This is a genomic window from Streptomyces sp. NPDC004610 (assembly GCF_040609715.1).
Taxonomy (GTDB): Bacteria; Actinomycetota; Actinomycetes; order Streptomycetales; family Streptomycetaceae; genus Streptomyces.
The window spans coordinates 118,441-141,891 of the sequence record NZ_JBEXLA010000022.1; the positions used below are offsets into that span (position 1 = coordinate 118,441).

The window sequence follows — 23,451 nt, forward strand, 5'->3', positions numbered from 1 at the left end:
GCAGAAGAGCCCGGGGCCGGAGTAGCGGAGGCCGGAGCCTGAGCGGCCGACGCCGCACCCGTGCCCCGAGCGGACGACTCCGCAGCCTGAGCAGGAGACTCCGGGGCCGGAGTAGCGGAGGCCGGGGCCGGGGTGGCGGAATCCGGGGCCTGGGTGGCAGATGTCGGCGCCGGGGCCGGGGATGTCGGGGTCGAGGTCGATGTCAGTTTCTCGGTGGTTTTGCGGGCCGCGGTGACTTCCTTGGGCTCCTCGGCGGCGGGGTCGAGGGCGGGCGGGGCCGGGACCGTCCACATCCACTCGCGGAGTTTGTCGCGCTCGTGGGTGAGTTCGCGGATGTCGGTCTCCGCGTACTCGAACTCCGGTGACCAGAAGAGGGCGTCGAAAGGACAGACCTCGATGCAGATACCGCAGTACATGCACAGGGAGAAGTCGATGGCGAAGCGGTCCAGGACGTTGCGGCTGCGCTCACGGCCGCCGGGGGCCGCGGCGGGGACGGTCTCCTTGTGGGAGTCGATGTAGATGCACCAGTCCGGGCACTCGCGGGCGCAGAGCATGCAGACCGTGCAGTTCTCCTCGAACAGACCGATCACGCCCCGGGTGCGGGGCGGGAGGTCGGGCTGGACGTCCGGGTACTGCTCGGTGACGCTCTTCCTGGTCATCGTGCGCAGGGTGACGGCCAGGCCCTTGGCGAGGCCGCTGCCGGGGATGCGGGACCGGGTGGGCGGAGGAGACTCGGCCATGGCTACTGGATCACCACCTTGACGACGCCGGTGAGGGCGATCTGGGCGAGGGAGAGGGGGACGAGGAGGGTCCAGGAGAACCGCTGGAGCTGGTCCTCCCGCATCCGGGGATAGGTGACGCGCAGCCAGATCACGATGAAGGCGAGGACGGCGGTCTTCAGCAGGGTCCACACCCAGCCGAACCCGTCGGCGCCCCAGGGGCCGTGCCAGCCGCCCAGGAAGAGGACGGTGGTCAGTCCGCACAGGACGACGATCCCGGCGTACTCGGCGAGGAGGAAGAGCGCGAACCGCAGCCCGGTGTACTCGGTGTAGGCGCCGAAGATGATCTCGGAGTCGGCGACCGGCATGTCGAAGGGGGGACGTTGCAGCTCGGCGAGGCCCGCCACGAAGAAGACCAGCGCGCCGACGATCTGCCAGGGCAGCCACCACCACTCGAACGCGTCGAGGATGCCGGGCAGCGAGACCGTACCGGCCGCCATGGCGACGGAGGCGGCGGCGAGCAGCATGGGGAGTTCGTAGGCGAGCAGCTGGGCGGCGGTGCGCAGGCCGCCGAGGAGGGAGAACTTGTTGGCGGAGGCCCACCCGGCCATCAGCGAGCCGAGCACCCCGACGCCCATCACGGCGAGCACGAAGAAGACACCCGCGTCGATCACCTCGCCGACCGCGCCCTCGCCGGGGCCGATGGGGATGGCGAGCAGGACGAGGAGGTAGGGGAGGAGGGCGACGGCGGGGGCGAGCTGGAAGATACGGCGGTCGGCGCCGTTGGGGACGACGTCCTCCTTCTGCGCGAACTTCACGCCGTCGGCCACGAGCTGGGCCCAGCCGTGGAAGCCGCCGGCGTACATCGGGCCGAGGCGGCCCTGCATATGGGCCATCACCTTGTGCTCGGTCTGGCCGACGAGCAGGGGGAAGACGAGGAACACGGCGAAGACGATGAGGAGTCGCAGGGCGACGTCCAGGGCGTCGTTCACGGGCGGCCTCCTTCCGGGTCTTCGGGTGCGGCGGGGGGTTGCGTGGAGGGGGGGTCTTCCGGTGACTCGGGGGTGGCCTCGGTGGCGGGAGCAGGGGTTTCGGGCCGGTCCCCGTCGGAGGTGGGGGCGTCCTCGGGCCCGTCCCCGTGGGCCGGGCGGGCGTGGTGCCAGGGGGCGTCGGGGCTGCGCGGGGCGGGCTCGGGGGCACTCGCCGTGCCGGGTCCCCGCTGGGTCGCCGAGCCCTCGGAGGCGCTGCGCGAGCGGCGCGGGGCGGAGGGCCGTTGGGAGGCCGACCCCTCGGAGGCGCTGCGGGCTCGGCGCGGACCGGCGGGGGGCGGGGCCGCCCCCTGTGCCTGATCCCCGGGAGCGGTGCCCGTGCCCGTGCCGCTGCCGGTCGCGGGCTCGTCGGCCGGTGGTGCCGGGGGCGCGGAGGGTGTCTGCCGGGCGGCGGTCTGGCTGGCGGAGCCGTCCGAGGCCGTACGGGAGCGTCGTACCGGACGCTCGCCGGTGGCCGGGCGGCCGGCGGCACCGGCACCGGACGCGCCGCGGCCCGTCGCTCGGGCGGGGCGGGCCGGGGCCGGGGGGAGCTGGCCCTTGAGGGGGCCCCATTCGTTGGGGTCGGGAACGCCCGGGGGGAGCATCTGGCGGCGTTTGGGGCCGCCGTGTTCGGACTCGCCGGGCTCCTTGGCGCCGGGCCATGCCTTGGCGACGCGGGCGGCGAGGACGAAGTCCTTGCGCAGGGGGTGGCCCTCGAAGGTCTCGGGGAGGAGGAGGTGGTCGAGGCCGGGGTGGTCGGCGAAGTCGACGCCGAACATCTCATGGGTCTCGCGCTCGTGCCAGGCGGCGCCCGCGTAGACGCCGACGGCGGTGGGGAGGGTGGGCGCGTCGTGCGGGACGGTGGTGCGCAGGAGCAGTCGGCGTACGGGGGCCAGGGCGACGACATGGGCGACGACGCGGAAGCCGGTGCCGGGCTCGTCGACGGCGCTGAGCCAGTCGAAGTAGCGGCAGCCCAGCCGGTCGCGGGCGGTGCGCAGGGCGTCGGTCCAGGTGGCGGGGGGTACGTCGACGGTGAGGAGGTCGTAGGACTCCTCGGCCGTGGCGTCCGGGCCGAAGAGTTCCTCGGCGTCGGCCGGGAGCCAGCCGACGGCGGTCATCGGGGCTCCCCCTCGCCGGCCGGCGGTGCGACCAGGCCGCTCTGGAGGGCGGCGGCGGAGGGGCCGGCGGAAGGGGCGGCGGAAGGGGCGGTTCCGGGGTTGGCGTAGCGCTCGCCGAGCGACTCGCGGGCGATCTTCTCCTGGAGCTTGAGGATGCCTTGGAGGAGCGCCTCGGGGCGGGGCGGGCAGCCGGGGACATAGACATCGACGGGGATGATCTGGTCGACGCCCTTGGTGACGGAGTAGGAGTCCCAGTAGGGGCCGCCGCAGTTGGAGCAGGCGCCGAAGGAGATGACGTACTTGGGCTCGGGCATCTGCTCGTACAGGCGTTTGATGGCGGGGGCCATCTTGTCGGTGACCGTGCCGGAGACGACCATCAGGTCGGCCTGGCGGGGACCCGGCGCGAAGGGGATGACGCCGAGCCGGATGAAGTCGTGCCGGGCCATGGACGCGGCGATGAACTCGATGGCGCAGCAGGCGAGGCCGAAGTTGAAGACCCAGAGGGAGTAGCGGCGGCCCCAGTTGAGGACGACCTTCATCGGCTCCGGGGCGAGCCGGGCGAGGGCGCCGAGCCGCTTGGGCTCCGGCAGAGACACCGGCATCTGATCCGGCAGGGACGGCGGGGTCACGTCCATTCCAGGACCCCCTTCTTGTAGGCGTAGAGCAGTCCCACGGCGAGGAAGCCGAGGAAGATGAACATCTCGACCAGCGTGGTCGCGCCGTAGCCGGGATCGGCGAAGACGGTCGCCCAGGGGAAGAGGAAGATCGAGTCGACGGCGAAGATCACATAGAGGAAGGCGTACACGTAGTAGCGGACCTGGGTGTGGGCCCAGCCCTCGCCGACCGGGTCGACGCCGCACTCGTACGTCATCAGCTTCTCGGGGGTCGGTACGACGGGGCGCAGCAGCCGTCCGGCGCCGAAGGCGACGGCGACGAAGAGCACGCCGATCGCGGCGAGCAGTCCGACGACCGAGTAGGACTGGAAGTAGTCCGCCGCGACGACCTCGGTCGGTTCGACGGTCGGTTGCCTCACGTCCGCCCCTCGCTCCCTGGCCTCGACCGTTCCCCGGTCCGGCCTGTTGCTCGGCCTGTTGCCCGGCCTGTTGCTCGACCTCCGGTACGACCGGCTGTGTGCCTGCCGTACGAACACTGTGTGCGTCACCGTTCGACGATCTGCACGCACGGGAGTCTAGGCCCTGCTAAAGGCGCGGTAAGCAGCCTGTCGGGGGTCGGGACGCGGGGGTGGGGACACGGGGGTGGGGTTTTCCTCAGTCGAAGCGTGCGGTCCACCTCATGGCGCGGGAGTCGCCCGGCAGGCACGCTGGCTGTCATGACCGAACGAATCCCGTCCGCGGGCACCGCGACCGGCTGGAACGACCGGACCGACCGGACCGACCGGAGCGATCTGACCGACCGGACCGGCCGCACCGGCCGCACCGGCCGGCGCGATCGAGCCTTCCGGGCGGACCGGGCCGACCGGGCGGCCGACGACCGGCCCGAGCGGCCCGAGCGGCCCGAGCGGATTGCGGACGGCGGCGGCGCGGACGGCGGGAAGGATCTCGGCGAGCGGCTGCCCCCGCCCCGCCTGGGCTACGACGCGCACACCTGGAAGGAGATCGCGCATCTCCTGATCAATCTGCCCATGGCGCTCATCGGCTTCGTCTACACGATCACCGTGCTGGCCACCGGCGCCCTGCTGACCGTGACCGTGATCGGCCTCCCGCTGCTCGCGCTGGGGCTGATGGGCGCGCGGCAGCTCGGCAAACTGGAGCGGGCGCGGGCCAGGGCCCTGCTCGGGGTGAAGGTGGAGGAGCCCAGTCGGCTGCGCTGGCGCGGGCAGCGGGAGGGCGGGTTCCTCGCGCAGATGTGGATGATGCTCAAGGACCCGGTCGGCTGGCGGACCTTCCTCTACGACATCATCCGGCTGCCCTGGGGCATCCTCACCTTCGTCATCACCCTGGCGTCGCTGTTCGTGCTGTGGCCGGTGCTGCCGTTCATCGCGCGGGGCCTGGCCAATGTGGACCGGGCGATGGTGCGCGGGCTGCTGTCGCCCTCGGACGAGTTGGAGCGCCGGATCGCGGAGCTGGAGTCGGACCGCGGGGTCGTGGTGGACACGGCGGCGGCCGATCTGCGCCGCATCGAGCGGGATCTGCACGACGGGGCGCAGGCCCGGCTGGTCAATCTGGCGATGGGACTGGGGCTCGCCAAGGAGAAGCTGCTGGAGGACCCGGACACGGCGGCGGAGATGGTCTCCGAGGCGCACGGCGAGGTGAAGCTCGCCCTCCAGGAGCTGCGGGATCTGGCCCGGGGCATCCACCCGGCGGTACTGACCGACCGGGGGCTGGACGCGGCGCTGTCCTCGGTCGCCTCGCGGTGCACGGTGCCGGTGAAGGTGACGGTCGATCTGACGGAGCGACCGGCCGAGGCCATCGAGGGCATCGCCTACTTCACGGTCTCCGAGCTGCTCCAGAACGTCAGCAAGCACAGCGCGGCGAGGTCGGCGGCGGTGGAGGTGTGGCGTTCCGAGGAACGTCTGCTCATCCAGGTCACGGACGACGGCCGGGGCGGGGCGAGCCTGGACGGCGGTACGGGGATGCGGGGCCTGGCGGAGCGGCTGGGCGCGGTGGACGGCCTGTTCATCATCGACTCCCCGCAGGGCGGGCCCACGACGATCACGGCGGAACTGCCGTGGCGGGAGCGGCGGGGCTGAGGGACTGAAGGCAGGCGGGGGGAATCGGGGGGCGGGGCGGGCGTACCGCCCCGTCGGCATGTGCGTACCCACCATGCCCACCCACCGGCATGTGCGTACCCACCATGCCCCCAGCACCCCAGAGGCCAAGGTAGGGAAAACCCCCCTCTCAAGACTGCGACCCGCTCCATGGTTCGGCGGCGGCGCGCGGAGGAGGCTGGACAGCGCGGGAACGGATACGCGAGCAGACCCAGATCGGTAGCGAAGGAACGGGACGGGACGACACCGATGACCACAACGGAGTACGGGCACGAGTACGGGGCCGGGTACGGACGCCGGGGCGGGCGGGTGCCGGTCGGGCTGAGTGCGCCGTTCGGGGGGCGGGCCTGGCGGGAGTTCCTCTATGTGCTGCTGAGCCTGCCGATCAGCATCGCGCTGTTCACCTACGCGGTGACGATGTTCGCGCTGGGGGTGGGCCTGCTGGTGACGTTCCTCGGCATACCGGTGCTGGCGGGGACGCTGGCCGGCAGCCGGGGCCTGGGCGCGCTGGAGCGGGTCCGGGCACGGGGGCTGCTCCGGCTGGAGGTGGCCGCGCCGGAGCCGCTGCGGGCCCGCAAGGGCGGCGCGATGGGGTGGATGTGGGCCGCGCTGAAGGACGGGGCGTCATGGCGGGCGCTGCTGTACTCGGTGCTCCAGCTCCCGTGGGCGGTCTTCTCGTTCAGCGTGGCGCTCACGGTCTGGGTGACGGGCTGGAGCCTGGTGACGTATCCCCTGTGGTTCTGGGTCCTGCCCGTGTACGGCGGGCAGGACGGCATTCAGCTCTACGGCGACGACACGCACCAGGTGTACCTGGACAACCCCTTCGAGATCGCGGTGACCGGGGCGGTGGGGCTGCTGTTCGTGCTGGCGGCGCCGTGGATCGTGCGGGCGCTGACCACGGTGGACCGGCTGATGGTGCACGGTCTGCTGGGTCCGTCGCGGCTGGCGACGCGGGTGGTGGAGCTGGAGTCGGACCGCGGGGTCGTGGTGGACACGGCGGCGGCCGATCTGCGGCGCATCGAGCGGGATCTGCACGACGGGGCGCAGGCCCGGCTGGTGAATCTGGCGATGGATCTGGGGCTGGCGAAGGAGAAGCTGTCCGAGGACCCGCAGGCGGCGGCGCGGATGGTGGACGAGGCGCACGGCGAGGTGAAGACGGCGTTGCAGGAGCTGCGGGATCTGGCCCGGGGCATCCACCCGGCGGTACTGACCGACCGGGGGCTGGACGCGGCGCTGTCGTCGGTGGCCTCGCGGTGCGCGGTGCCGGTGCGGGTGGACGTGGATCTGGTGGAGCGACCGGCGCCGGCCATCGAGGGGATCGCGTACTTCACGGTGTCCGAGCTGCTCCAGAACATCAGCAAGCACTCCCGGGCCAGGTCGGCGTGGGTGGATGTGTGGCGGGTGGAGAACCGGCTGATGCTCCAGGTCACGGACGACGGGGTGGGCGGAGCGGACTCGGCGGCGGGTTCCGGCCTCGCCGGTCTCGCGGGGCGGCTCGACGCGGTGGACGGCATCCTGGTCGTCGACTCCCCCGAGGGCGGCCCCACCCGGGTCACGGCGGAACTGCCCTGGCGGAGGTGAGAGGCGCCGCCCAGACGGCCTCGGCTCGACCGAGGGTGACGACCACATCCCCCCGCCCCACGCCGCCCCACCCCACTCCCCCCGCTTCCCCGCGCTCCCCCCACTCCCCCGCATTCCCCCCGATTACCTGACCGACCCCCATACGCATTCGGGTCCGAATACTGGAATGCTGGACCCGTTCATGGAGTGAGACGAAGCCGGTCGCTGGGGAACGGCGGGGCGGGCTGGGGGGCCGAAGAACGTGGAGGACAGGGTGCGGGTGGTCATCGCCGAGGATTCGGTGCTGCTGCGGGAGGGACTGACCCGGCTGCTGACCGACCGGGGGCACGATGTGGTCGCCGGGGTCGGGGACGCGGAGGCGTTGATCAAGACCGTGACCGATCTGGACGCGGAGGGCGGGCTGCCGGACGTCGTGGTGGCGGACGTGCGGATGCCGCCGACGCACACCGACGAGGGCGTACGGGCGGCCGTGCGGTTGCGGAAGTCGTATCCGGGGCTGGGGGTGCTGGTGCTGTCGCAGTACGTGGAGGAGCGGTACGCGACGGAGTTGCTGGCCGGGTCGAGCCGCGGGGTCGGGTATCTGCTGAAGGACCGGGTCGCCGAGGTCCGGGAGTTCGTGGACGCGGTGGTGCGGGTCGCGCAGGGCGGGACGGCGCTGGACCCGGAGGTGGTCGCGCAGTTGCTCGGGCGGTCCCGCAAGCAGGATGTGCTCGCGGGGCTGACGCCGCGGGAGCGGGAGGTGCTGGGGCTGATGGCGGAGGGACGGACGAACTCGGCCGTCGCGAAGCAGTTGGTGGTGAGTGACGGGGCCGTGGAGAAGCACGTCAGCAATATCTTTCTGAAGCTGGGCCTGTCACCGAGCGAGGGGGACCATCGGCGGGTGCTGGCCGTGCTGACGTATCTCAATTCGTGAGACGAATGCGTAAGACAATTCGTAAGACAATGCGTAAGACAAACAGCGTGTCGGCGTGTCAGGTGAGCGCTCGTCCGGCGGGGTGTCGTCTCAAAAGGGTGCTCAAAGGGGTGTTCATCATGCGAATGGCCCCGAGCGGGTGACCCCGGCGGACGTAGGGTTGATCCTGGGTGGGCCTGCGGGAGGGCCGTGCCCCGACAGCCGCCTCGAAGGAGGTCCAGTTCAGTGACCAGCCAGGTCAGTAGCGAGAAGGAACAGGCCGACGGAACCGTCGTGGGGGAGCAGCGCAAACCGGCGGGAGGGAAGGACGTCCGCCGGCTGGACCGGGTGATCATCAGATTCGCGGGGGACTCCGGTGACGGCATGCAGCTCACCGGGGACCGGTTCACTTCGGAGACCGCGTCCTTCGGCAACGACCTGTCCACCCTGCCGAACTTTCCGGCCGAGATCCGGGCGCCGGCCGGGACCCTGCCGGGTGTCTCGTCCTTCCAGCTCCACTTCGCCGACCACGACATCCTCACCCCCGGTGACGCCCCCAATGTGCTGGTCGCCATGAATCCGGCGGCGCTGAAGGCGAACGTGGGGGATCTGCCGCGCGGTGCGGAGATCATCGTCAACACGGACGAGTTCACCAAGCGGGCCATGCAGAAGGTCGGCTACACCGGCAATCCGCTGGAGGACGGCTCGCTGGACGGCTACCACCTGCACCCGGTGCCGCTGACCACGCTGACCGTGGAGGCCCTCAAGGACTTCGAGCTGTCCCGCAAGGAGGCCGAGCGCAGCAAGAACATGTTCGCGCTGGGTCTGCTGTCGTGGATGTACCACCGGCCGACGGAGGGCACGGAGCAGTTCCTGACCTCGAAGTTCGCCAAGAAGCCACAGATCGCGGCGGCGAACATCGCGGCGTTTCGCGCGGGCTGGAACTTCGGCGAGACGACGGAGGACTTCGCGGTCTCCTACGAGGTCGCGCCCGCCTCCACCGCCTTCCCCACCGGCACCTACCGCAACATCTCCGGCAATCTCGCCCTGGCCTACGGTCTCATCGCCGCGTCCCGCCAGGCCGATCTGCCGCTCTATCTGGGCTCGTACCCGATCACCCCGGCCTCGGACGTGCTGCACGAGCTGAGCCGGCACAAGAACTTCGGGGTGCGCACCTTCCAGGCGGAGGATGAGATCGCCGGTGTCGGAGCCGCCCTGGGAGCCGCCTTCGGCGGCTCTCTCGCTGTCACCACCACCAGCGGTCCCGGGGTCGCCCTGAAGTCGGAGACCATCGGGCTGGCGGTCTCGATGGAGCTGCCGCTGCTGATCGTGGACATCCAGCGCGGCGGCCCCTCCACCGGGCTGCCGACCAAGACCGAGCAGGCCGACCTGCTCCAGGCGATGTACGGGCGCAACGGTGAGGCGCCGGTGCCGATCGTCGCCCCGCGCACCCCGGCCGACTGCTTCGACGCCGCCATCGAGGCGGCCCGGATCGCGCTGGCCTACCGCACCCCGGTGCTGCTGCTCAGCGACGGCTATCTCGCCAATGGCTCCGAGCCCTGGCGCATCCCCGAGCTGGAGGAACTGCCGGATCTGGCGGTGCAGTTCGCCCAGGGCCCCAACCACGCCCTGGACGACGGCACCGAGGTCTTCTGGCCGTACAAGCGCGACCCGCAGACGCTGGCCCGCCCCTGGGCCGTCCCCGGCACGCCCGGTCTGGAGCACCGCATCGGCGGCATCGAGAAGCAGGACGGCACGGGCAACATCTCCTACGACCCGGCCAACCACGACTTCATGGTCCGCACCCGGCAGGCGAAGATCGACGGGATCGAGGTCCCGGACGTGACGGCCGACGACCCGGACGGCGCCCGCACCCTGGTCCTGGGCTGGGGCTCGACCTACGGGCCGATCACCGCAGCCGTCCGCCGGCTGCGCACCGCGGGGCTGCCGATCGCGCAGGCCCATCTGCGCCATCTCAACCCCTTCCCGAGAAATCTGGGCGAGGTTCTCCAGAGCTACGACAAGGTCGTCGTCCCCGAGATGAACCTCGGCCAGCTCGCCACCCTGATCCGGGCGAAGTACCTGGTCGACGCGCACAGCTACAACCAGGTGAACGGCATGCCGTTCAAGGCCGAACAGCTCGCCACGGCGCTCAAGGAGGCCATCGATGGCTGAGACGACCACGGAAGGCACGGGCACGATCGAGGCACTCTCGCTCATCCCCAAGGCCGAGGCCCGGCAGTCCATGAAGGACTTCAAGTCCGATCAGGAAGTGCGCTGGTGCCCCGGCTGCGGTGACTACGCGATCCTCGCCGCGGTGCAGGGCTTCATGCCCGAACTGGGCCTCGCCAAGGAGAACATCGTCTTCGTCTCCGGCATCGGCTGCTCCTCCCGCTTCCCGTACTACATGAACACCTACGGGATGCACTCGATCCACGGCCGCGCCCCCGCCATCGCCACCGGGCTCGCCACCTCGCGCCGCGATCTGTCCGTCTGGGTCGTCACCGGCGACGGCGACGCCCTCTCCATCGGCGGCAACCACCTCATCCACGCCCTGCGGCGCAACGTCAACCTCAAGATCCTGCTCTTCAACAACCGGATCTACGGGCTGACCAAGGGCCAGTACTCCCCCACCTCCGAGGTCGGGAAGATCACCAAGTCGACGCCGATGGGCTCGCTGGACGCGCCCTTCAACCCGGTGTCGCTGGCGATCGGCGCCGAGGCGTCCTTCGTCGCCCGCACCATCGACTCCGACCGCAAGCACCTCACCCAGGTGCTCCGCGAGGCCGCCGCCCACCCGGGCACGGCCCTCATCGAGATCTACCAGAACTGCAACATCTTCAACGACGGCGCCTTCGACGCCCTCAAGGACAAGCAGCGGGCCGAGGAGGCGGTGATCCGGCTGGAGCACGGCCGGCCGATCCGCTTCGGCGCCGACGGCGGGCGGGGCGTCGTCCGCGATCCGCTCACCGGTGATCTGCGGGTCGTCGATGTCACCCCGGAGAACGAGGGGGACATCCTGGTCCATGACGCGCATGCCGCGTCACCGACCACGGCGTTCGCGCTGTCCCGGCTCGCCGACCCGGACACCCTGCACCACACCCCCATCGGCGTACTGCGCTCCGTGGACCGGGCGGTCTACGACGACCAGATGGCCGACCAGCTCGACACCGCCGTCGAGCAGAACGGCAAGGGCGACCTCGCCTCACTGCTGGCGGGCGGGGACACCTGGACGGTCGTGGGGTGATCCGACGCCCCCGCCGATGACAGGGGCGGGCCCGGGTGCCGTGCCGCACGGCGCACCCGGGCCCGCCCTTTTGCACCCACCCGCCGCACCCGGCCCCGTGCCTCTGACAGGCACGGCGCCCGCCTATCCGGCGGCCTCCCGCGCCCCGTCGTACCGCTCCCGCGCCTCCTCCACCGCCGCCATCCGGCGTTCCGTCCACAGCGCCAGGGACCGGACCTGTTCGGCGGCCTCGCGGCCCAGCGGGGTGAGGGAGTAGTCGACGCGGGGCGGGATCACCGGCTGGGCGTCGCGGTGGACGAAGCCGTCCCGCTCCAGGGTCTGAAGGGTCTGGGCCAGCATCTTCTCGCTGACCCGCCGGACCCCGTCGATCGCCCGGCGCAGCTCGCTGAAGCGGTGCGGCCGGTCGAGCGGGGCGATCAGCGCCAGGACGCCCCAGCGGCTGGTGACATGCTCCAGGACCAGCCGGTACGGGCAGATCGCCTCGTCACCGCCGCGCCCTCTCCCTCTCCTGCCAGGGCCGCCGACCTCGCGGCGTACGCCTCGCCGTCGCCGACTACAACCTCCCCGAGACCTTCGAGGGCCTGTTCGCGCCCGGCGACAAGGTGCTGCTGATCTCGGGCAACGAGTTCGACAAGGGCCGGGTCGCCCAGCACAGGGTCGTCGTGGACGCCGCCCGGGAGGCCGGGGTCGCGCTGCTGGCGTACACCAGCGCCCCCGCGAGCCTGACCGCCGCCCTCGCCGACGACCACCGCGGCACCGAGCGGGTCATCCTGGACTCGGGCCTGCCCCATGTCTTTCTGCGCAACGGCTGGTACCACGAGGTCTACACCGAGAACCTCGCCCCGGTGCTGGCGCACAACACCGTGGTCGCCGCGGCCGGTGACGGCCGGATCGCCTCCGCCGCCCGCGCCGACTACGCCGCCGCCGCGGTCGCCGTCCTGACCGGCGAGGGGCACGAGGGCAAGGCGTACGAACTCTTCGGGGACAGCGCGTGGAGCATGGCCGAGTACGCGGCCGAGCTGAGCCGGGCGACCGGGCGGGAGATCACCTACACCGACGTCACCCCCGAGGCCCTGACCGGCATCCTGACCGGGGCCGGGCTGCCGGAGGCGTTCGCGGCGATCCTGGCCGGGGTGGATGTGTCCATCGGGAAGGGCGAGCTGGCGGGCGGGGGCACGGAGCTGTCCCGGCTGGCGGGCCGCCCGACGACACCGCTCGCGGAGGCGGTGGCGGAGGGGGTCGCCGCCGCGCTCAAGGACTGACCGCTCCCCACCTCGACGCCCCCTCCCAGCTGTCATGACCGTATTCCGGTACAGACATGACAGCGGGACCGGCCCGGCGCTACCGTCGTCCGGGACCCGGCGCCGCCGGGCCGACAGAGCGGGCCGGGCACTGCGGGCCGGCCGCCGGGGTGAGGCGAAGGAGGCGGCCCGTGACGGGGAAGTCGAGCGGCGATGGGCACAGTCAGCACAGCCAGCACAGTCGGCACATAGGGCAGCCGAAGAGCGCGCCGAACGCAGGACAGCCGATGAGCGCGCCGGACGCGGGACAGGCGAAGAGCGAACGGCGTATAGGACTGCTGAACGGTTTCGCCGCGTATGGGATGTGGGGGCTGGTCCCCCTCTTCTGGCCGCTGCTGGAGCCCTCCGGCGCGCTGGAGATCCTGGCGCACCGGATGGTGTGGTCGCTGGCCGTGGTCGCGGTGGTGCTGCTGGTCGTACGGCGCTGGGCATGGGCCGTCGAACTGGTGCGCCAGCCCCGCAAGCTCGGGCTGGTCACCATCGCCGCGGCCACCATCAGCGTCAACTGGGGCCTCTACATCTGGGCCGTCAACAACGACCAGGTGGTGGAGGCGTCCCTCGGCTACTTCATCAACCCGCTGGTCACCATCGCGATCGGGGTGCTGCTGCTCAAGGAGCGGCTGCGCCCGGTGCAGTGGGCGGCGGTCGGCGTCGGCTTCGCCGCGGTCGTCGTGCTCGCCGTCGGCTACGGACAGCCGCCCTGGGTCTCGCTGATCCTCGCCTTCTCCTTCGCCATCTATGGGCTGGCGAAGAAGAAGGTCAATCTCGGCGGCCTGGAGTCGCTGGCCGCCGAGACCGCCGTCCAGTTCCTGCCCGCGCTGGCCTTTCTGCTCTGGCTGGGCGGCCGGGGCGAGTCGACGTTCGGCGCCGAGGGCGCGGGGCACGCGGCGCTGCTCGCGGCGACCGGTGTGGTGACCGCGCTGCCGCTGATCTGCTTCGGCGCGGCGGCGATCCGCGTGCCCCTGTCGACCCTGGGCCTGCTCCAGTATCTGGCCCCGGTCTTCCAGTTCCTGCTGGGCGTCCTCTACTTCCGGGAGGCCATGCCCTCCGAACGCTGGGCCGGGTTCGCGCTGGTCTGGCTGGCGCTGACCATGCTGACCTGGGACGCGCTGCGCACCTCGCGGCGGGCGGCGCGCACGCTCAGGGCGGCGACCAGCGCGCCGAGCACCACCATCACCACCGGCACCGAGAGCGCCGTCCGGAACGCCGACAGCCGCTCCGCCGGTCCGGCGTCCACCCCGGCCGACGCCAAGCCGTAGACCGCGGTCACCGCCGAGATCCCGACCGCCGAGCCGAACTGGGTCGCCGTGGTGAGCAGCCCGCCCGCGAGGCCCTGTTCCTGCTCGGCGACCCCGTCCGTCGCCGCGATGGTCAGCGGCCCGTAGGCCAGCGCGAAGGCGACCCCGGCGAGGATGAACGTCGGGAACATGGCCGCGTACGTCCAGTCCATGCCCACCGGCAGGAACAGCGCGTAGGCGACGGCGGCCAGCAGGAAGCCGCTGAGGATGACCTTGGTGGTGCCGTAACGGTTCACCAGGCGCGGGGTGAGGGTCGGGGCGAGGACCGCGTCGACGCCCATGGCGACCAGGGCGACGGCGGTCTGGAGCGAGGACCAGCCGCGCAGTTCCTGAAGGTAGAGCGTCGCCACGAACTGGAAACCGAAGAACGCTCCGAGGAACAGCAGCGCCCCCAGATCCGCGCGGACCATCGCCGCGTTGCGCAGGATGCCGAGCCGGACCAGCGGTGTCGCGGTCCGCCGCTCCACCCCGGTGAACACCGCCCCGAACGCCACCGCCCCGAGCCCGGCGGCGAGGGTGAGCGGCCAGCCGTCCAGCCCGTGCTCCAGCCGTACGACGGTGTAGGCGGCCAGCAGCATGGCACCGGCGGCGGTGACCGCGCCGACCAGGTCGAAGCCTCCCCGGCGGGCTTCGATCGTCGTCGCGCTGTCACCCGGCACCAGCCGCAGCGCGGCCACCAGGATCACCGCCGCCAGGATCACCGGCGCGAAGAAGACCCAGCGCCAGCCGATCTGGGTGAGCAGTCCGCCGATCACCAGACCGAGCGAGAAGCCACCGGCGCCGGTGCCCGCGAAGATCAGCAGCGCCTTGTTGCGCTCCGGGCCCTCGCGGTAGGACGTGGTGATGAGCGAGAGCGCGGCGGGGGTCATGAAGGCGGCGGCCATCCCGGTCACGAACCGGGACACGATCAGCATCCAGCCCTCGGTGCCGACACCGCCGAGACCGGAGAAGACCAGGAAGACGATCAGTCCACCCAGGAACATCCGGCGCCGCCCCAGCAGATCGGCGGCCCGGCCGCCGAGCAGGGTGAAACCGGCGTAACCGAGCACATAGGCGCTCATCACCCAGGCGGCGGCGCCGGTGGTCAGGTCCAGATCGGCCCGGATGGAGGGGATCGCGATCCCCAGCATGGCGACATCGATGCCCTCCAGAAAAATCGTTCCGCAGAGCACGAGCAGCAGGGCCCAGGCACGGGTGCCCATGGGGACTCCTTGATGAGGAATAAAAACGAATAGGGCGGTTACGAGAGTGAGGGTCAGTTCCCTCTTGTAACCATGGCAAGAGTGCGGCACCATCGGGAAACATGGAAGAAGGCACTTCTAAGTCACCCGGTTACTGCGACAGCACCGTGGACTACGGGGACAGGGACCCGTTCCAGTGGGACACCCGCGAGGACTGCGAGGTGCGCCAGATCCTGGACCGCATCGCCGACAAGTGGTCGCTCCTGGTGATCGCCCTGCTGGACGACCGCCGACTGCGCTTCACCGAGCTGCGCCGGGAGATCGACGGGGTCAGCCAGCGGATGCTGACCGTCACCCTGCGCCAGCTGGAGCGCGACGGCCTGGTCAAGCGGACGGTGCATCCGGTGGTGCCGCCGCGCGTCGACTACGAGCTGACCTCGCTCGGCAAGACCCTGCACGCCACGATCCAGTCCCTGGTGACCTGGACCGAGGAGCACCGGCAGGAGGTGGCGACGGCACGGGCGTCGTACGACGCGCGGGAGGCGGCGGAGGCGGCACCCGTAGCCCCCGCAGCACCCGTAGCACCCGTAGCACCCGCGGCCGGTGCACCAGCGCCCACCCGCCCCGCCCCGATGGCCGCCGCCTCCCCCCGCTGACCCCTACTCCCGGTTCACGGCCCGCTCTCGGCCCGCCGCGCCCGGTGGGCCCGTACCTTCGCCAGGTTCCCGCAGTGCTCCATCGAGCACCAGCGCCGCCGCCCCGGCCGTGAGGTGTCGACGAAGAGCAGCGAGCAGGTGCCGGAGCCGCATTCGCGGACCCGGTCCGCGTAGGGCCCGCTGAACAGGTCGATGGCGTCCCGGGCCACCGTGGACAGCAGTTGGGTGCCGGTCGCGGCGCCGCCCCGCGCCCAGGTCCGGCGGCCGTCGGCGGTGAGCAGCGGGACGAGCGGCGGTTCGGCCGCCGCCGCGTTGAGCACGGCGAGCCGCGCGGGATCCGCCGGCCTGCCGTGCGCCCGATCGGCGGCGAGCCGGAAGAGCGCGTCGCGCACCTCTCGTACGGTGGTCAACTCGGCGTCGGTGACGGCGAGTTCCAGCCCTTCCGGAAGCCGGCTGCGGGCCGCCCAGGCCGCCAGGTCGGCGGGGGCGTGCAGCACCTCGTAGCGGACGAAGACACCGGGGCCGCCGGTCGTCAGCAGCTCCAGACAGAGCGCCCCCGGGTCGAAGCGGTACGGCGTGCCCTCACGGGTGTGCAGGATGAGCCCCGCAGGGGGGTCGACCCCCTCCGCTCCTCCTGCCTTCCCCGTCCGTCCCGGCGTTTCCCTTGCCCCATGGCTCACGTAACCACTATAGATGGTTACATGACCGACGCACCGCAGACCCCCCTGCCGATCCACTGGAAACTCGTCGTCGACTGCGCCGACCCCCAGTCCCAGGCCGACTTCTGGGGCGCCGCCCTGCACTACACCGTCGAGGACAACGACGCGCTCATCCAGCGCCTGCTGGAGCTGGGCGCGCTGCCCCGCGAGGCCACCATCGAGTTCCACGCCCGGCTCGCCTTCCGGGACCTGGTCGCCGTACGGCATCCGGACGATCCGTACGACCAGGAGTCGGGGACCGGGCTCGGGCGGCGGATCCTCTTCCAGCGCGTACCCGAGGAGAAGAGCGGCAAGAACCGGATCCATCTCGATCTGCATCCCGGCCCGGACCGGCGGATCGCCGAGGTGGAACGGCTGACGGGGCTGGGGGCGGGGGTGCTGCGGGAGGTGCGGGAGGCCGAGGGGACGTGGGTGATCATGAGGGAGCCCAACACCTTCAACTACCAGTTCTGAGGATACGCGCACGTCAGCGCCAACAACAGAGCCCCGCACGGCACTTGGCCGAACGGGGCGTTTCCGCTGTCTGGGGGTGGTGCTACGGGGCGTCTAGGTCATCTTCCGGGGTTGCCCGTGCCCCGAGAGCCACAGCATGGTTCGGGCACGCGTACAGGGTCACCCCGGGGCCGCTCTGACGCTCGATGTGCCGGACGGGGACGGGTGCGTATGTCCATCGCTTGCAGCGGCAGCACAGCGCCCCGGACGGCTCCGGGGGTTCGTTGCGCAGCAGTGCCGCAATGAGCTTGGGGTCGGTCATGCCGCTGCCTGCCGGGTGACGATGCTGCTGAGTGGCATGGTCGGGTGGTCGTAGTCGACACCGAGTGCGGCGAATCCTGCGGCGTAGTACCGCTCACGCTGTAGGTCGGCCAACCCTTGCGCCCGTTCGTCTTTGAAGACGGCTCGAACTTCCCGCGCTGACGGTCCGGCCCACGGGGCGGACCATGCGGACACCGGGGCGGGGTCGGGCGGAGTCTCAATGCGGGCCGTAGGACGGCTCACCGGCTTCACGACGAACCTATGCCGCCCTGTTCCGGGGAGGCATAGGGCAAGCAGGGTGCGAAGGCACGCCACAATGGCGCGCAAGATAGAGTTGCGCACGGCGACAGCTCCTAGCAGTGGTGTCGTCAGGCGGCCCCGGGTAGTCGGAGTGTTACCAGCACTCTGCCGGGGCCGTTCTTTTGTTGTCTGAGAAAGCTAGCATCAACCGGAATGCGGCGGGAAGTCCGTCAGGGCGACTGCCTTGCGGCAGGCATGACCGATTCTGAGTATGGGACACTCCACACTGATGGGTGGGCAATTCCATGGCCGTGATGCCCGTCTTCCCCGAAGGCTTCACCGTGGTCCGCACATAGTAGAATTAGCCACGGGCCTACGTTCGGCATGGCGGCGAACATTCTGCCTAGCTCGGTGTCGACGTATGCGAGAGCCGCGCATTGACTTTCCCAGGAATCCGCACTCTCCCCCGGTAGATACATGTGATGCGGGGTGTGAGTGGCCGAGATGTTGAGAAAAAGGAAAAGTGGCTTCCCTGGCATCTGCTCTGCCAGAACGTTTAGAGCAATGTCTACTTGATGCCGTGTGGAGTCCGGGCAGTCAGTCCCTGTGTCCGGGCTCCAATAGCTCTCCTGGAAGAGTCCCGGCAAGACGCGGCCTAACTTGGTCTGGTTCGAGAAGAATCCGACTCCGCCAATGCATACGGTTCGGTATCCGATACCGGAAAGTCCGCTCACGATGTTGGGGGCGTCAAATACGAACGTGCGCTTTTTGATGGTGGTTCCGCGTACCGCGTAGCACGCGAATAACCTGCCGGGTCGTACCGGGCCGGATGGGACCGGCAGAAATCCGGAGAAGAACGCCATATGTGCGGGCAACGTGAAGGACCCTTGCGTACGGCGCTCTTCCCACAGTCCGCCGGCGAGCACATTTTCCAGATTTGGAGTTCGGCCACCGTGCGTTGTTGCCCGCGCTACGTCGTAGCGTAGTGAGTCGAACGTGACGAACAGAACGTTGTGGCTTCCGACTACCTCGTTCGCGTCAATCACGGGTTCTTTCCTTTCGACTCCGTGGGCTAACGATGGCCCACGGTTCAGATGGTGGGGTCTGTTGTCAGGAACTCCGGAGCGAGAACGCCCCCCGCTTTCCGAACCTCCTTGGATGCTTCGATCACGTCTTTCACAGTGTCGATGCCGCGCCAGTAGCCGGACAGTCGATAGCCGATAAGGCGGTTTTCTGTGGCGAGTCGGGGAAATGTGCTGTCTTCGTGGTCGCCTTTGTCAGGGAGCATGGCGACTACTTCGGGGTTGAAGATGTAGATTCCGGCGTTGATCCAGTACGGGAGTTCGGGCGACTGAACGAAGCCCCGAATACGGTTCTGGTCGCCGAGATCGGCTACGCCCCAGTTGGATCGGTACGGGGAGAGTGCGACCGTCACGGCTCCGTTGTACTTCTCGTGATAGGCGGAAAGGTCCACCAATGAGAACGTGCTGATTACGTCGCCGTTGAGTACGAAGAACGGTGCTTCGGGGTTCGCGAGCTGACGCGCGGCGAATTTCAGTCCCCCGCCACGGCCCAACGGTTCATTCTCGATGGCGTAGCGGGTCTCGATGCCGAAGCGTGAGCCGTCGCCTGCGTAATCCGAAATCATCTCGTGCTTGTATCCGCCGCTGATCACTACGGATTTCACGCCGTGTTCTGCGAGCCAAGTCAGTTGGTAGCCGACGATGGGGGCACCGGCTACGGGGACCATGGCTTTGGGCGCGTCGTCGGTGTACGGCCGCATACGGGTTGCTTGACCGCCCGCCAGAATCAAAGCCTGTGTCACCAAGGTTGCCGACATGCCGTGTGCTCCTTTGCGGTCCAACGGGTGTCCCATTGACACCTGTTGGGGGGCATCCTCTCAGCGATCGGTCTGGGAAGTGTGGAACTTGAGGCCGCCCGACTGCCGCTGTCCCTCTTTGACAGTCGGGCGGGGCTCGGATGCGCCCGACCCCGTTCCGTCACTACGGGGCCGGGCACCCGCTCTCGCTTGAACACCGGCCGTGATGGTTACCGGCACTCCCGGGAAGTCCCCGACGAAAGCGGAGTGGTGCCCCGTTCCTGCCGGGATTCCGATAGGCGCTGGGGGAGCCTGGTTCGGTACGTCCGGCAGGAACGGGAATCTAGGTGCGGAACACCATGCAGAGCGCGAATCCGCAGGAACCACTCAGCGTGGCAATCAGAAGCGGCCCGGTGACCGCTGCGGCGAAATCCCACCACCGCCTCATGACCACCGCCCCCGCTCGCGTGCGCGCTGAAGCTTGGCCAGGGCGACCAGTTGGCGGCCCTCACGTGCCGTGCCCCGTCTCAACCGGGCGAAGTCCACGCGCCAGATGAAACCCGTGGGACGCTGCAACTCGACCCAACGACCGTCAAGGTTCCGCACCCTGCCGGGCATGTCGTAGTCGCGATCGAAGACGACCATGCCGATGACGATTTCGTGCGGGGTGCGGAAGAACGGGTGCGGCCGGCTCACCCGGGCGGGGACCGGACCGGGGTTACGGCTTGTCACGGCAACCGGCCACCCTCACGGCGCTTCCGGTTGTCCTCACGGACCCGCTCCCGCAACCGGGCAAGGGTCTGACTGTCCCCCTCGGCGGTGGTGGTCTGGTCCGTGACGCGTCGGTGCGGGTGCTCCCGGATCGTCTCGTCCGCTGCCCGTTCGCTGATGACGCTGCCCAGCTTCCGGGCGGAGTCCCGGGCGGTTGCCGCAGCACCGCACACGGCGCACCCCTCGACCGGGACAGGCTGTAGAAGGGGCACGTGCAGTGCCATGGGCTTGGGCGGGTCAGTCATCGATCAACCTCCGTAGGCCAGCCTCAACATCTCTGAGCACCAGCGGGGTCGGGGCCGCGTAGCCGGTCCGTGGTACCCACTCCGGGGCGAGACTCCAGAACCCACCCGCCCGTACCAAGGCAGCCAACTCGTGTACGTCATCGCTCTCGGGTGCCGTCTCGTGATCCATGTCCGAGTCCCTCGCCGTGGCGCTTCTTGCTTGCACTAGGCAACCGCGCGGTCACGCACGGCGGTACCGTGGGGAAGACGGCAGGAGATAAGAGCGATAAGCGGTCTGAACACGGGAGTTGGGGCCAGTGAGGACACGGCAGCCGAACACGGCGCTTGAGCGGTTGCTCCGCGAGAGCGGGTGGACCATGCGACAGCTCGCCCAGGCGGTCAACCGCATCGGGACCGAGTACGGAACCCCCCTCAAGTACCAACAGCCCTCCGTGCACCAGTGGCTGAGCGGCCATCTGCCGAAGGAAGCGGTCCGACCCCTGATCCTGGAAGCGTTCGCCCGGAGACTGGGCCGACCCATTACGCACTCTGAGGCAGGATTTCCAGCGCCCCCGGAAGAGTCGAACACCCACCCGACTACCGTGGAAGGGTTGATCAACCTCGGGACAGAGGACATGGACCCCTCACGCCGACGTGTTGTCGGGGCAACCCTTTTCTCTGTTGCCCTGACCATCCCAAACTGGCCGGATGTCGTTGGCAGGATGGAGGCTGTCCAGAAAGGTGAAGCACAGCGTATAGGGATGACCGACGTCCAAACCGTCGTAGCAATGACCGAGCGTATCTCAGACATGGACGATGAATTCGGCGGTCGAACGGCCCGTCCGATGGCTGCCGCATATCTCGTTAATACGGTGGTTCCCTTTCTGCGCATCGATGCCCCCGAGCCGGTCCGGAAAGCCATGATGGCCGCAGCGTCCGATCTTTGCTATCTCACCGGATATATGGCTGTCGATGAGGGCGTTCACAGAATGGCCCAAAGCTATTATCTCAAAGCTTTGGAATTGGCGGGCGCCGCAGAGGATCACCTCACCTATTGCACTACTCTCCGAGGAATGAGTGTGCAAGCCGTAGATCTTGGACATAGCGCAGAAGCCCAACGCCTCGCCAATGCTGCTGCTACTGCTTCACCAAACGCCGGACCCCGCATGCGAGCCTTTCTTGCCGGACAGCAAGCACACGCGGCAGCACAATTCGGCGAGAAGAGGTCTGCTATTTCATATCTTCGCGAAGCTGAAGTCGCCATGGAGAAAGCGGAATCACAGTCAAAAACATTCGGCTCATACAACCCCTCCTCATTGACTTACCACATAGGTCAAGTACGGTATGAATTGGGTGATACGCAAGGCTCAATTTCCGCACTCGAAGAGTCCGATAAATTGCGACGATCGACACTTCGAAGGAATAGGGTTAGATACCTGTCCATGTTGGCCGAGCGGCAGCTAGAGATTGGCCATCTGGAATCCGCGTGCGAAACATGGGGAAAGGTTCTGGAAATCTTTCCAATGGTCCAATCCGGGCAATGTGATCAAAGCATTTCCAGGATGCACAGCCGAATCGGCCCGCATCTCAAGAATAACGCAGCCCGCGAACTCTACGAGCGGGCACGTCTTGTAACTCCAGAAAGATTACTCCGCCGATCAAATTGACGGACGAAAAAATAACCCCCGCACTCGCAACCCTGAAGGGAAACGAGTGCGGGGGTTGTGGCAGATAATCAGCCGTTCAAAACACCTCTGAGTCGAGCGGCAGCCTTTCCGCCGAATACGGCAATCCCGCAGTAGAACTCGATGCGGGTCCGATAAACCGGCTTGTCGTGCGCCTCGCCGAGGTCCGTAACCTGAACCCCGCCGTTCGTGATGCCGGTAACCGCCGAATTGGCCTCAGTGGATCCGAAGCGCACCGCGTAAATGTCTCCGGTCTCCTTGCCGTCGGCACCCACGGTGAGGGGAAGGACATCCGTGCCGTCCAGCCGCTGACCGGCATCGAGCAGTGGAATTCCATTCCATGTCGTGGTGCTCTTCCCCATGATGTCGCTGAGCAGTAGTTCACTGCCTCCCAATCGGCGGAACCCCGACCGGATCTGCGCGATAAGCTGACCATTCATGTAGAGCGCGCCGTTGGAGCCGTTGATGCCGCGCACAGAAGCTGCCAGCCGGTCAAGTGCATCAAAGAAATCATGCCCGTTAGCGACCGGCCCGACGCCGTTGGTGTCGATCACCTGACGCCCGATCAGCCGCTTACGCAAACCGTCGAAACCCTTGGGATCTACTACCGTGTCCCCGTTGAAGAACTGATCTGAGAAGTGAATTGATGCAGCCTTGACCTTCATTACTGTCTGCACGGCGCGCTGGTCAACTACGTTCCCTCGTGTCCGCGCAATGAAGCGGTCTACGTCTGCGTCTCCTCCGAGAATCGCCAGTGTTTCGATCTTCCGGTTCACCGATCCAGTGCTTTCCGGGTATGCCTCATTCACCGAACGGAACGACACGCCGGGAAGGGTAGATTCCTCGTTGTACGCGTAGGCCGAGCCCTCAAAGCTGAGCAGCGGAAGGCGGTCAAGAATGGGCGACTCTTGAACAAACATCTCAATTACCGCCCTGCGAAGTTCTTCGGTAGTCAGCTTCGCGGATTCGGCAAGGGTCAGTGCCACGATGTGTTCTCCTTGTTTGTTGACGGATTACTGACAGTCTGGTCAGTCGAAAATTCCGTCATCGTCTTCATCGAATTCCGGGGACGTGATCGCGCTGCGCGAACTCGGGGACAGGCCCAACTCCCTGATTCACCGGGAAAGCTGCGTCCGGTACTGGCCCGCAATCGTTGCGGCCCCGTTCTTCACGGTGCCCCGCTCCGTGGTCACCATCAACGCGGGACTGACCCGCATTCTGCTGGATATTCGGTCGCTGAGAATGGCCCGTTCGGGCAATTGGACACCCCGCAAGAATGGTCTATTTAGCCAGGTGAAAGAAACGCCTCCCTGCCGCTCAACTCGGGCACGGGGAGGGGGCACCCCCCTGGTGAGGTCAGAACGGCGGACGCTCATTCGCCTCACGCTGCGAGCGACGTTCAGCAGCGAACCCGCCCGGTTGCCGTTGCGCAGTCGAGCGGTTGTGGCACGTCGTGCACAGCGGACGGAGCCGTGACCATGCGTCCGGGTT

20 protein-coding genes and 2 pseudogenes are annotated in these 23,451 nt (G+C 68.7%); 10 read left to right on the top strand and 12 right to left on the bottom strand.

Going from position 1 to position 23,451, the window contains the following annotated elements:
• From ABZX40_RS24255 to ABZX40_RS24275, 5 genes are all read right to left on the bottom strand, one after another.
• A partial coding sequence (locus ABZX40_RS24255; protein ID WP_355741516.1) for an NADH-quinone oxidoreductase subunit I occupies positions 1-740 on the bottom strand: 740 nt, incomplete at its 3' end.
• Positions 741-742: 2 nt separating this feature from the next.
• Positions 743-1,711, bottom strand: a complete 969-nt coding sequence (locus ABZX40_RS24260; protein ID WP_355741514.1) for a complex I subunit 1 family protein — start codon at positions 1,709-1,711, stop codon at positions 743-745.
• Positions 1,708-2,865, bottom strand: a complete 1,158-nt coding sequence (locus ABZX40_RS24265; protein WP_355741512.1) for an NADH-quinone oxidoreductase subunit C — start codon at positions 2,863-2,865, stop codon at positions 1,708-1,710. The genes ABZX40_RS24260 and ABZX40_RS24265 overlap by 4 nt, the downstream gene beginning before the upstream one ends.
• A complete protein-coding gene (locus tag ABZX40_RS24270) occupies positions 2,862-3,500 on the bottom strand; it encodes an NADH-quinone oxidoreductase subunit B family protein (protein ID WP_355741511.1) in 639 nt (212 codons plus the stop codon). The genes ABZX40_RS24265 and ABZX40_RS24270 overlap by 4 nt, the downstream gene beginning before the upstream one ends.
• Positions 3,491-3,898, bottom strand: a complete 408-nt coding sequence (locus ABZX40_RS24275; protein ID WP_355741509.1) for an NADH-quinone oxidoreductase subunit A — start codon at positions 3,896-3,898, stop codon at positions 3,491-3,493. Before ABZX40_RS24275 ends, ABZX40_RS24270 begins: the two co-directional genes overlap by 10 nt.
• A gap of 297 nt (positions 3,899-4,195) precedes the next feature.
• Between ABZX40_RS24275 and ABZX40_RS24280 the strand changes: the two genes are divergently transcribed.
• The 5 genes from ABZX40_RS24280 (at position 4,196) to ABZX40_RS24300 (ending at position 11,313) form a co-directional block, all read left to right on the top strand.
• Positions 4,196-5,575 carry a sensor domain-containing protein gene (locus tag ABZX40_RS24280; protein ID WP_355741507.1) on the top strand — a complete coding sequence of 460 codons (1,380 nt, stop codon included), beginning with the start codon at positions 4,196-4,198 and terminating at the stop codon, positions 5,573-5,575.
• 267 nt (positions 5,576-5,842) lie between these two features.
• Positions 5,843-7,174, top strand: a complete 1,332-nt coding sequence (locus ABZX40_RS24285; protein WP_355741506.1) for a sensor domain-containing protein — start codon at positions 5,843-5,845, stop codon at positions 7,172-7,174.
• 253 nt (positions 7,175-7,427) lie between these two features.
• Positions 7,428-8,087: a response regulator transcription factor gene (locus ABZX40_RS24290; RefSeq protein WP_355741720.1), complete on the top strand. Its 660-nt coding sequence runs from the start codon at positions 7,428-7,430 to the stop codon at positions 8,085-8,087.
• A gap of 225 nt (positions 8,088-8,312) precedes the next feature.
• A complete protein-coding gene (locus ABZX40_RS24295; RefSeq protein ID WP_355741504.1) occupies positions 8,313-10,241 on the top strand; it encodes a 2-oxoacid:acceptor oxidoreductase subunit alpha in 1,929 nt (642 codons plus the stop codon).
• On the top strand, positions 10,234-11,313 hold the full coding sequence (locus tag ABZX40_RS24300; protein WP_355741502.1) for a 2-oxoacid:ferredoxin oxidoreductase subunit beta: 1,080 nt from the start codon (positions 10,234-10,236) through the stop codon (positions 11,311-11,313). The genes ABZX40_RS24295 and ABZX40_RS24300 overlap by 8 nt, the downstream gene beginning before the upstream one ends.
• A 123-nt stretch (positions 11,314-11,436) precedes the next feature.
• Here the strand turns inward: ABZX40_RS24300 and ABZX40_RS24305 are convergent, their stop codons facing one another.
• Positions 11,437-11,790, bottom strand: coding sequence for a helix-turn-helix domain-containing protein (locus ABZX40_RS24305; protein WP_355741717.1), 354 nt, complete (start codon positions 11,788-11,790; stop codon positions 11,437-11,439).
• Here ABZX40_RS24305 and ABZX40_RS24310 point away from each other — a divergent pair.
• Positions 11,761-12,575 (top strand): annotated as a pseudogene (locus ABZX40_RS24310) (NmrA family NAD(P)-binding protein). The gene ABZX40_RS24305 and the pseudogene ABZX40_RS24310 overlap by 30 nt on opposite strands.
• 266 nt (positions 12,576-12,841) lie before the next feature.
• Positions 12,842-13,873, top strand: a complete 1,032-nt coding sequence (gene rarD, locus ABZX40_RS24315) for an EamA family transporter RarD (protein WP_355741714.1) — start codon at positions 12,842-12,844, stop codon at positions 13,871-13,873.
• Here the strand turns inward: rarD and ABZX40_RS24320 are convergent.
• A pseudogene (locus tag ABZX40_RS24320) lies at positions 13,762-15,114 on the bottom strand (MFS transporter); the annotation flags it as partial. The gene rarD and the pseudogene ABZX40_RS24320 overlap by 112 nt on opposite strands.
• A 101-nt stretch (positions 15,115-15,215) precedes the next feature.
• Here ABZX40_RS24320 and ABZX40_RS24325 point away from each other — a divergent pair.
• Positions 15,216-15,749, top strand: coding sequence for a helix-turn-helix domain-containing protein (locus tag ABZX40_RS24325; protein WP_355741500.1), 534 nt, complete (start codon positions 15,216-15,218; stop codon positions 15,747-15,749).
• A gap of 14 nt (positions 15,750-15,763) precedes the next feature.
• Here ABZX40_RS24325 and ABZX40_RS24330 read toward each other — a convergent pair whose 3' ends face one another.
• Positions 15,764-16,345, bottom strand: a complete 582-nt coding sequence (locus ABZX40_RS24330; protein ID WP_355741711.1) for an ABATE domain-containing protein — start codon at positions 16,343-16,345, stop codon at positions 15,764-15,766.
• Between the two features lie 105 nt (positions 16,346-16,450).
• Between ABZX40_RS24330 and ABZX40_RS24335 the strand changes: the two genes are divergently transcribed.
• A complete protein-coding gene (locus ABZX40_RS24335) occupies positions 16,451-16,921 on the top strand; it encodes a VOC family protein (RefSeq protein ID WP_355741498.1) in 471 nt (156 codons plus the stop codon).
• Between the two features lie 770 nt (positions 16,922-17,691).
• Here the strand turns inward: ABZX40_RS24335 and ABZX40_RS24340 are convergent.
• The 3 genes from ABZX40_RS24340 to ABZX40_RS24350 all read right to left on the bottom strand — a co-directional run bounded on the left by ABZX40_RS24340 (position 17,692) and on the right by ABZX40_RS24350 (position 20,012).
• Positions 17,692-18,507: an STM4013/SEN3800 family hydrolase gene (locus tag ABZX40_RS24340; RefSeq protein WP_355741497.1), complete on the bottom strand. Its 816-nt coding sequence runs from the start codon at positions 18,505-18,507 to the stop codon at positions 17,692-17,694.
• Positions 18,508-18,551: 44 nt separating this feature from the next.
• Positions 18,552-19,301 (bottom strand): nucleotidyltransferase family protein, encoded by a 750-nt coding sequence (locus ABZX40_RS24345; RefSeq protein ID WP_355741495.1) that lies wholly within the window; start codon positions 19,299-19,301, stop codon positions 18,552-18,554.
• 423 nt (positions 19,302-19,724) lie between these two features.
• Positions 19,725-20,012, bottom strand: a complete 288-nt coding sequence (locus ABZX40_RS24350; RefSeq protein WP_355741493.1) for a hypothetical protein — start codon at positions 20,010-20,012, stop codon at positions 19,725-19,727.
• 580 nt (positions 20,013-20,592) lie between these two features.
• Between ABZX40_RS24350 and ABZX40_RS24355 the strand changes: the two genes are divergently transcribed.
• Positions 20,593-21,942 (top strand): tetratricopeptide repeat protein, encoded by a 1,350-nt coding sequence (locus ABZX40_RS24355; RefSeq protein WP_355741491.1) that lies wholly within the window; start codon positions 20,593-20,595, stop codon positions 21,940-21,942.
• A gap of 68 nt (positions 21,943-22,010) precedes the next feature.
• Here ABZX40_RS24355 and ABZX40_RS24360 read toward each other — a convergent pair whose 3' ends face one another.
• Positions 22,011-22,946, bottom strand: coding sequence for a major capsid protein (locus tag ABZX40_RS24360; RefSeq protein WP_355741490.1), 936 nt, complete (start codon positions 22,944-22,946; stop codon positions 22,011-22,013).
• Positions 22,947-23,451 lie beyond the last annotated feature (505 nt).

Coding starts and splice junctions, on each gene's coding strand:
- ABZX40_RS24280 (WP_355741507.1), top strand. CDS start 4,196: ATGACCGAACGAATCCCGTCCGCGGGCACCGCGACCGGCTGGAACGAC.
- ABZX40_RS24270 (WP_355741511.1), bottom strand. CDS start 3,500: ATGGACGTGACCCCGCCGTCCCTGCCGGATCAGATGCCGGTGTCTCTG.
- rarD (WP_355741714.1), top strand. CDS start 12,842: ATGAGCGCGCCGGACGCGGGACAGGCGAAGAGCGAACGGCGTATAGGA.
- ABZX40_RS24335 (WP_355741498.1), top strand. CDS start 16,451: ATGACCGACGCACCGCAGACCCCCCTGCCGATCCACTGGAAACTCGTC.
- ABZX40_RS24325 (WP_355741500.1), top strand. CDS start 15,216: ATGGAAGAAGGCACTTCTAAGTCACCCGGTTACTGCGACAGCACCGTG.
- ABZX40_RS24285 (WP_355741506.1), top strand. CDS start 5,843: ATGACCACAACGGAGTACGGGCACGAGTACGGGGCCGGGTACGGACGC.
- ABZX40_RS24265 (WP_355741512.1), bottom strand. CDS start 2,865: ATGACCGCCGTCGGCTGGCTCCCGGCCGACGCCGAGGAACTCTTCGGC.
- ABZX40_RS24345 (WP_355741495.1), bottom strand. CDS start 19,301: ATGTCGGCAACCTTGGTGACACAGGCTTTGATTCTGGCGGGCGGTCAA.
- ABZX40_RS24300 (WP_355741502.1), top strand. CDS start 10,234: ATGGCTGAGACGACCACGGAAGGCACGGGCACGATCGAGGCACTCTCG.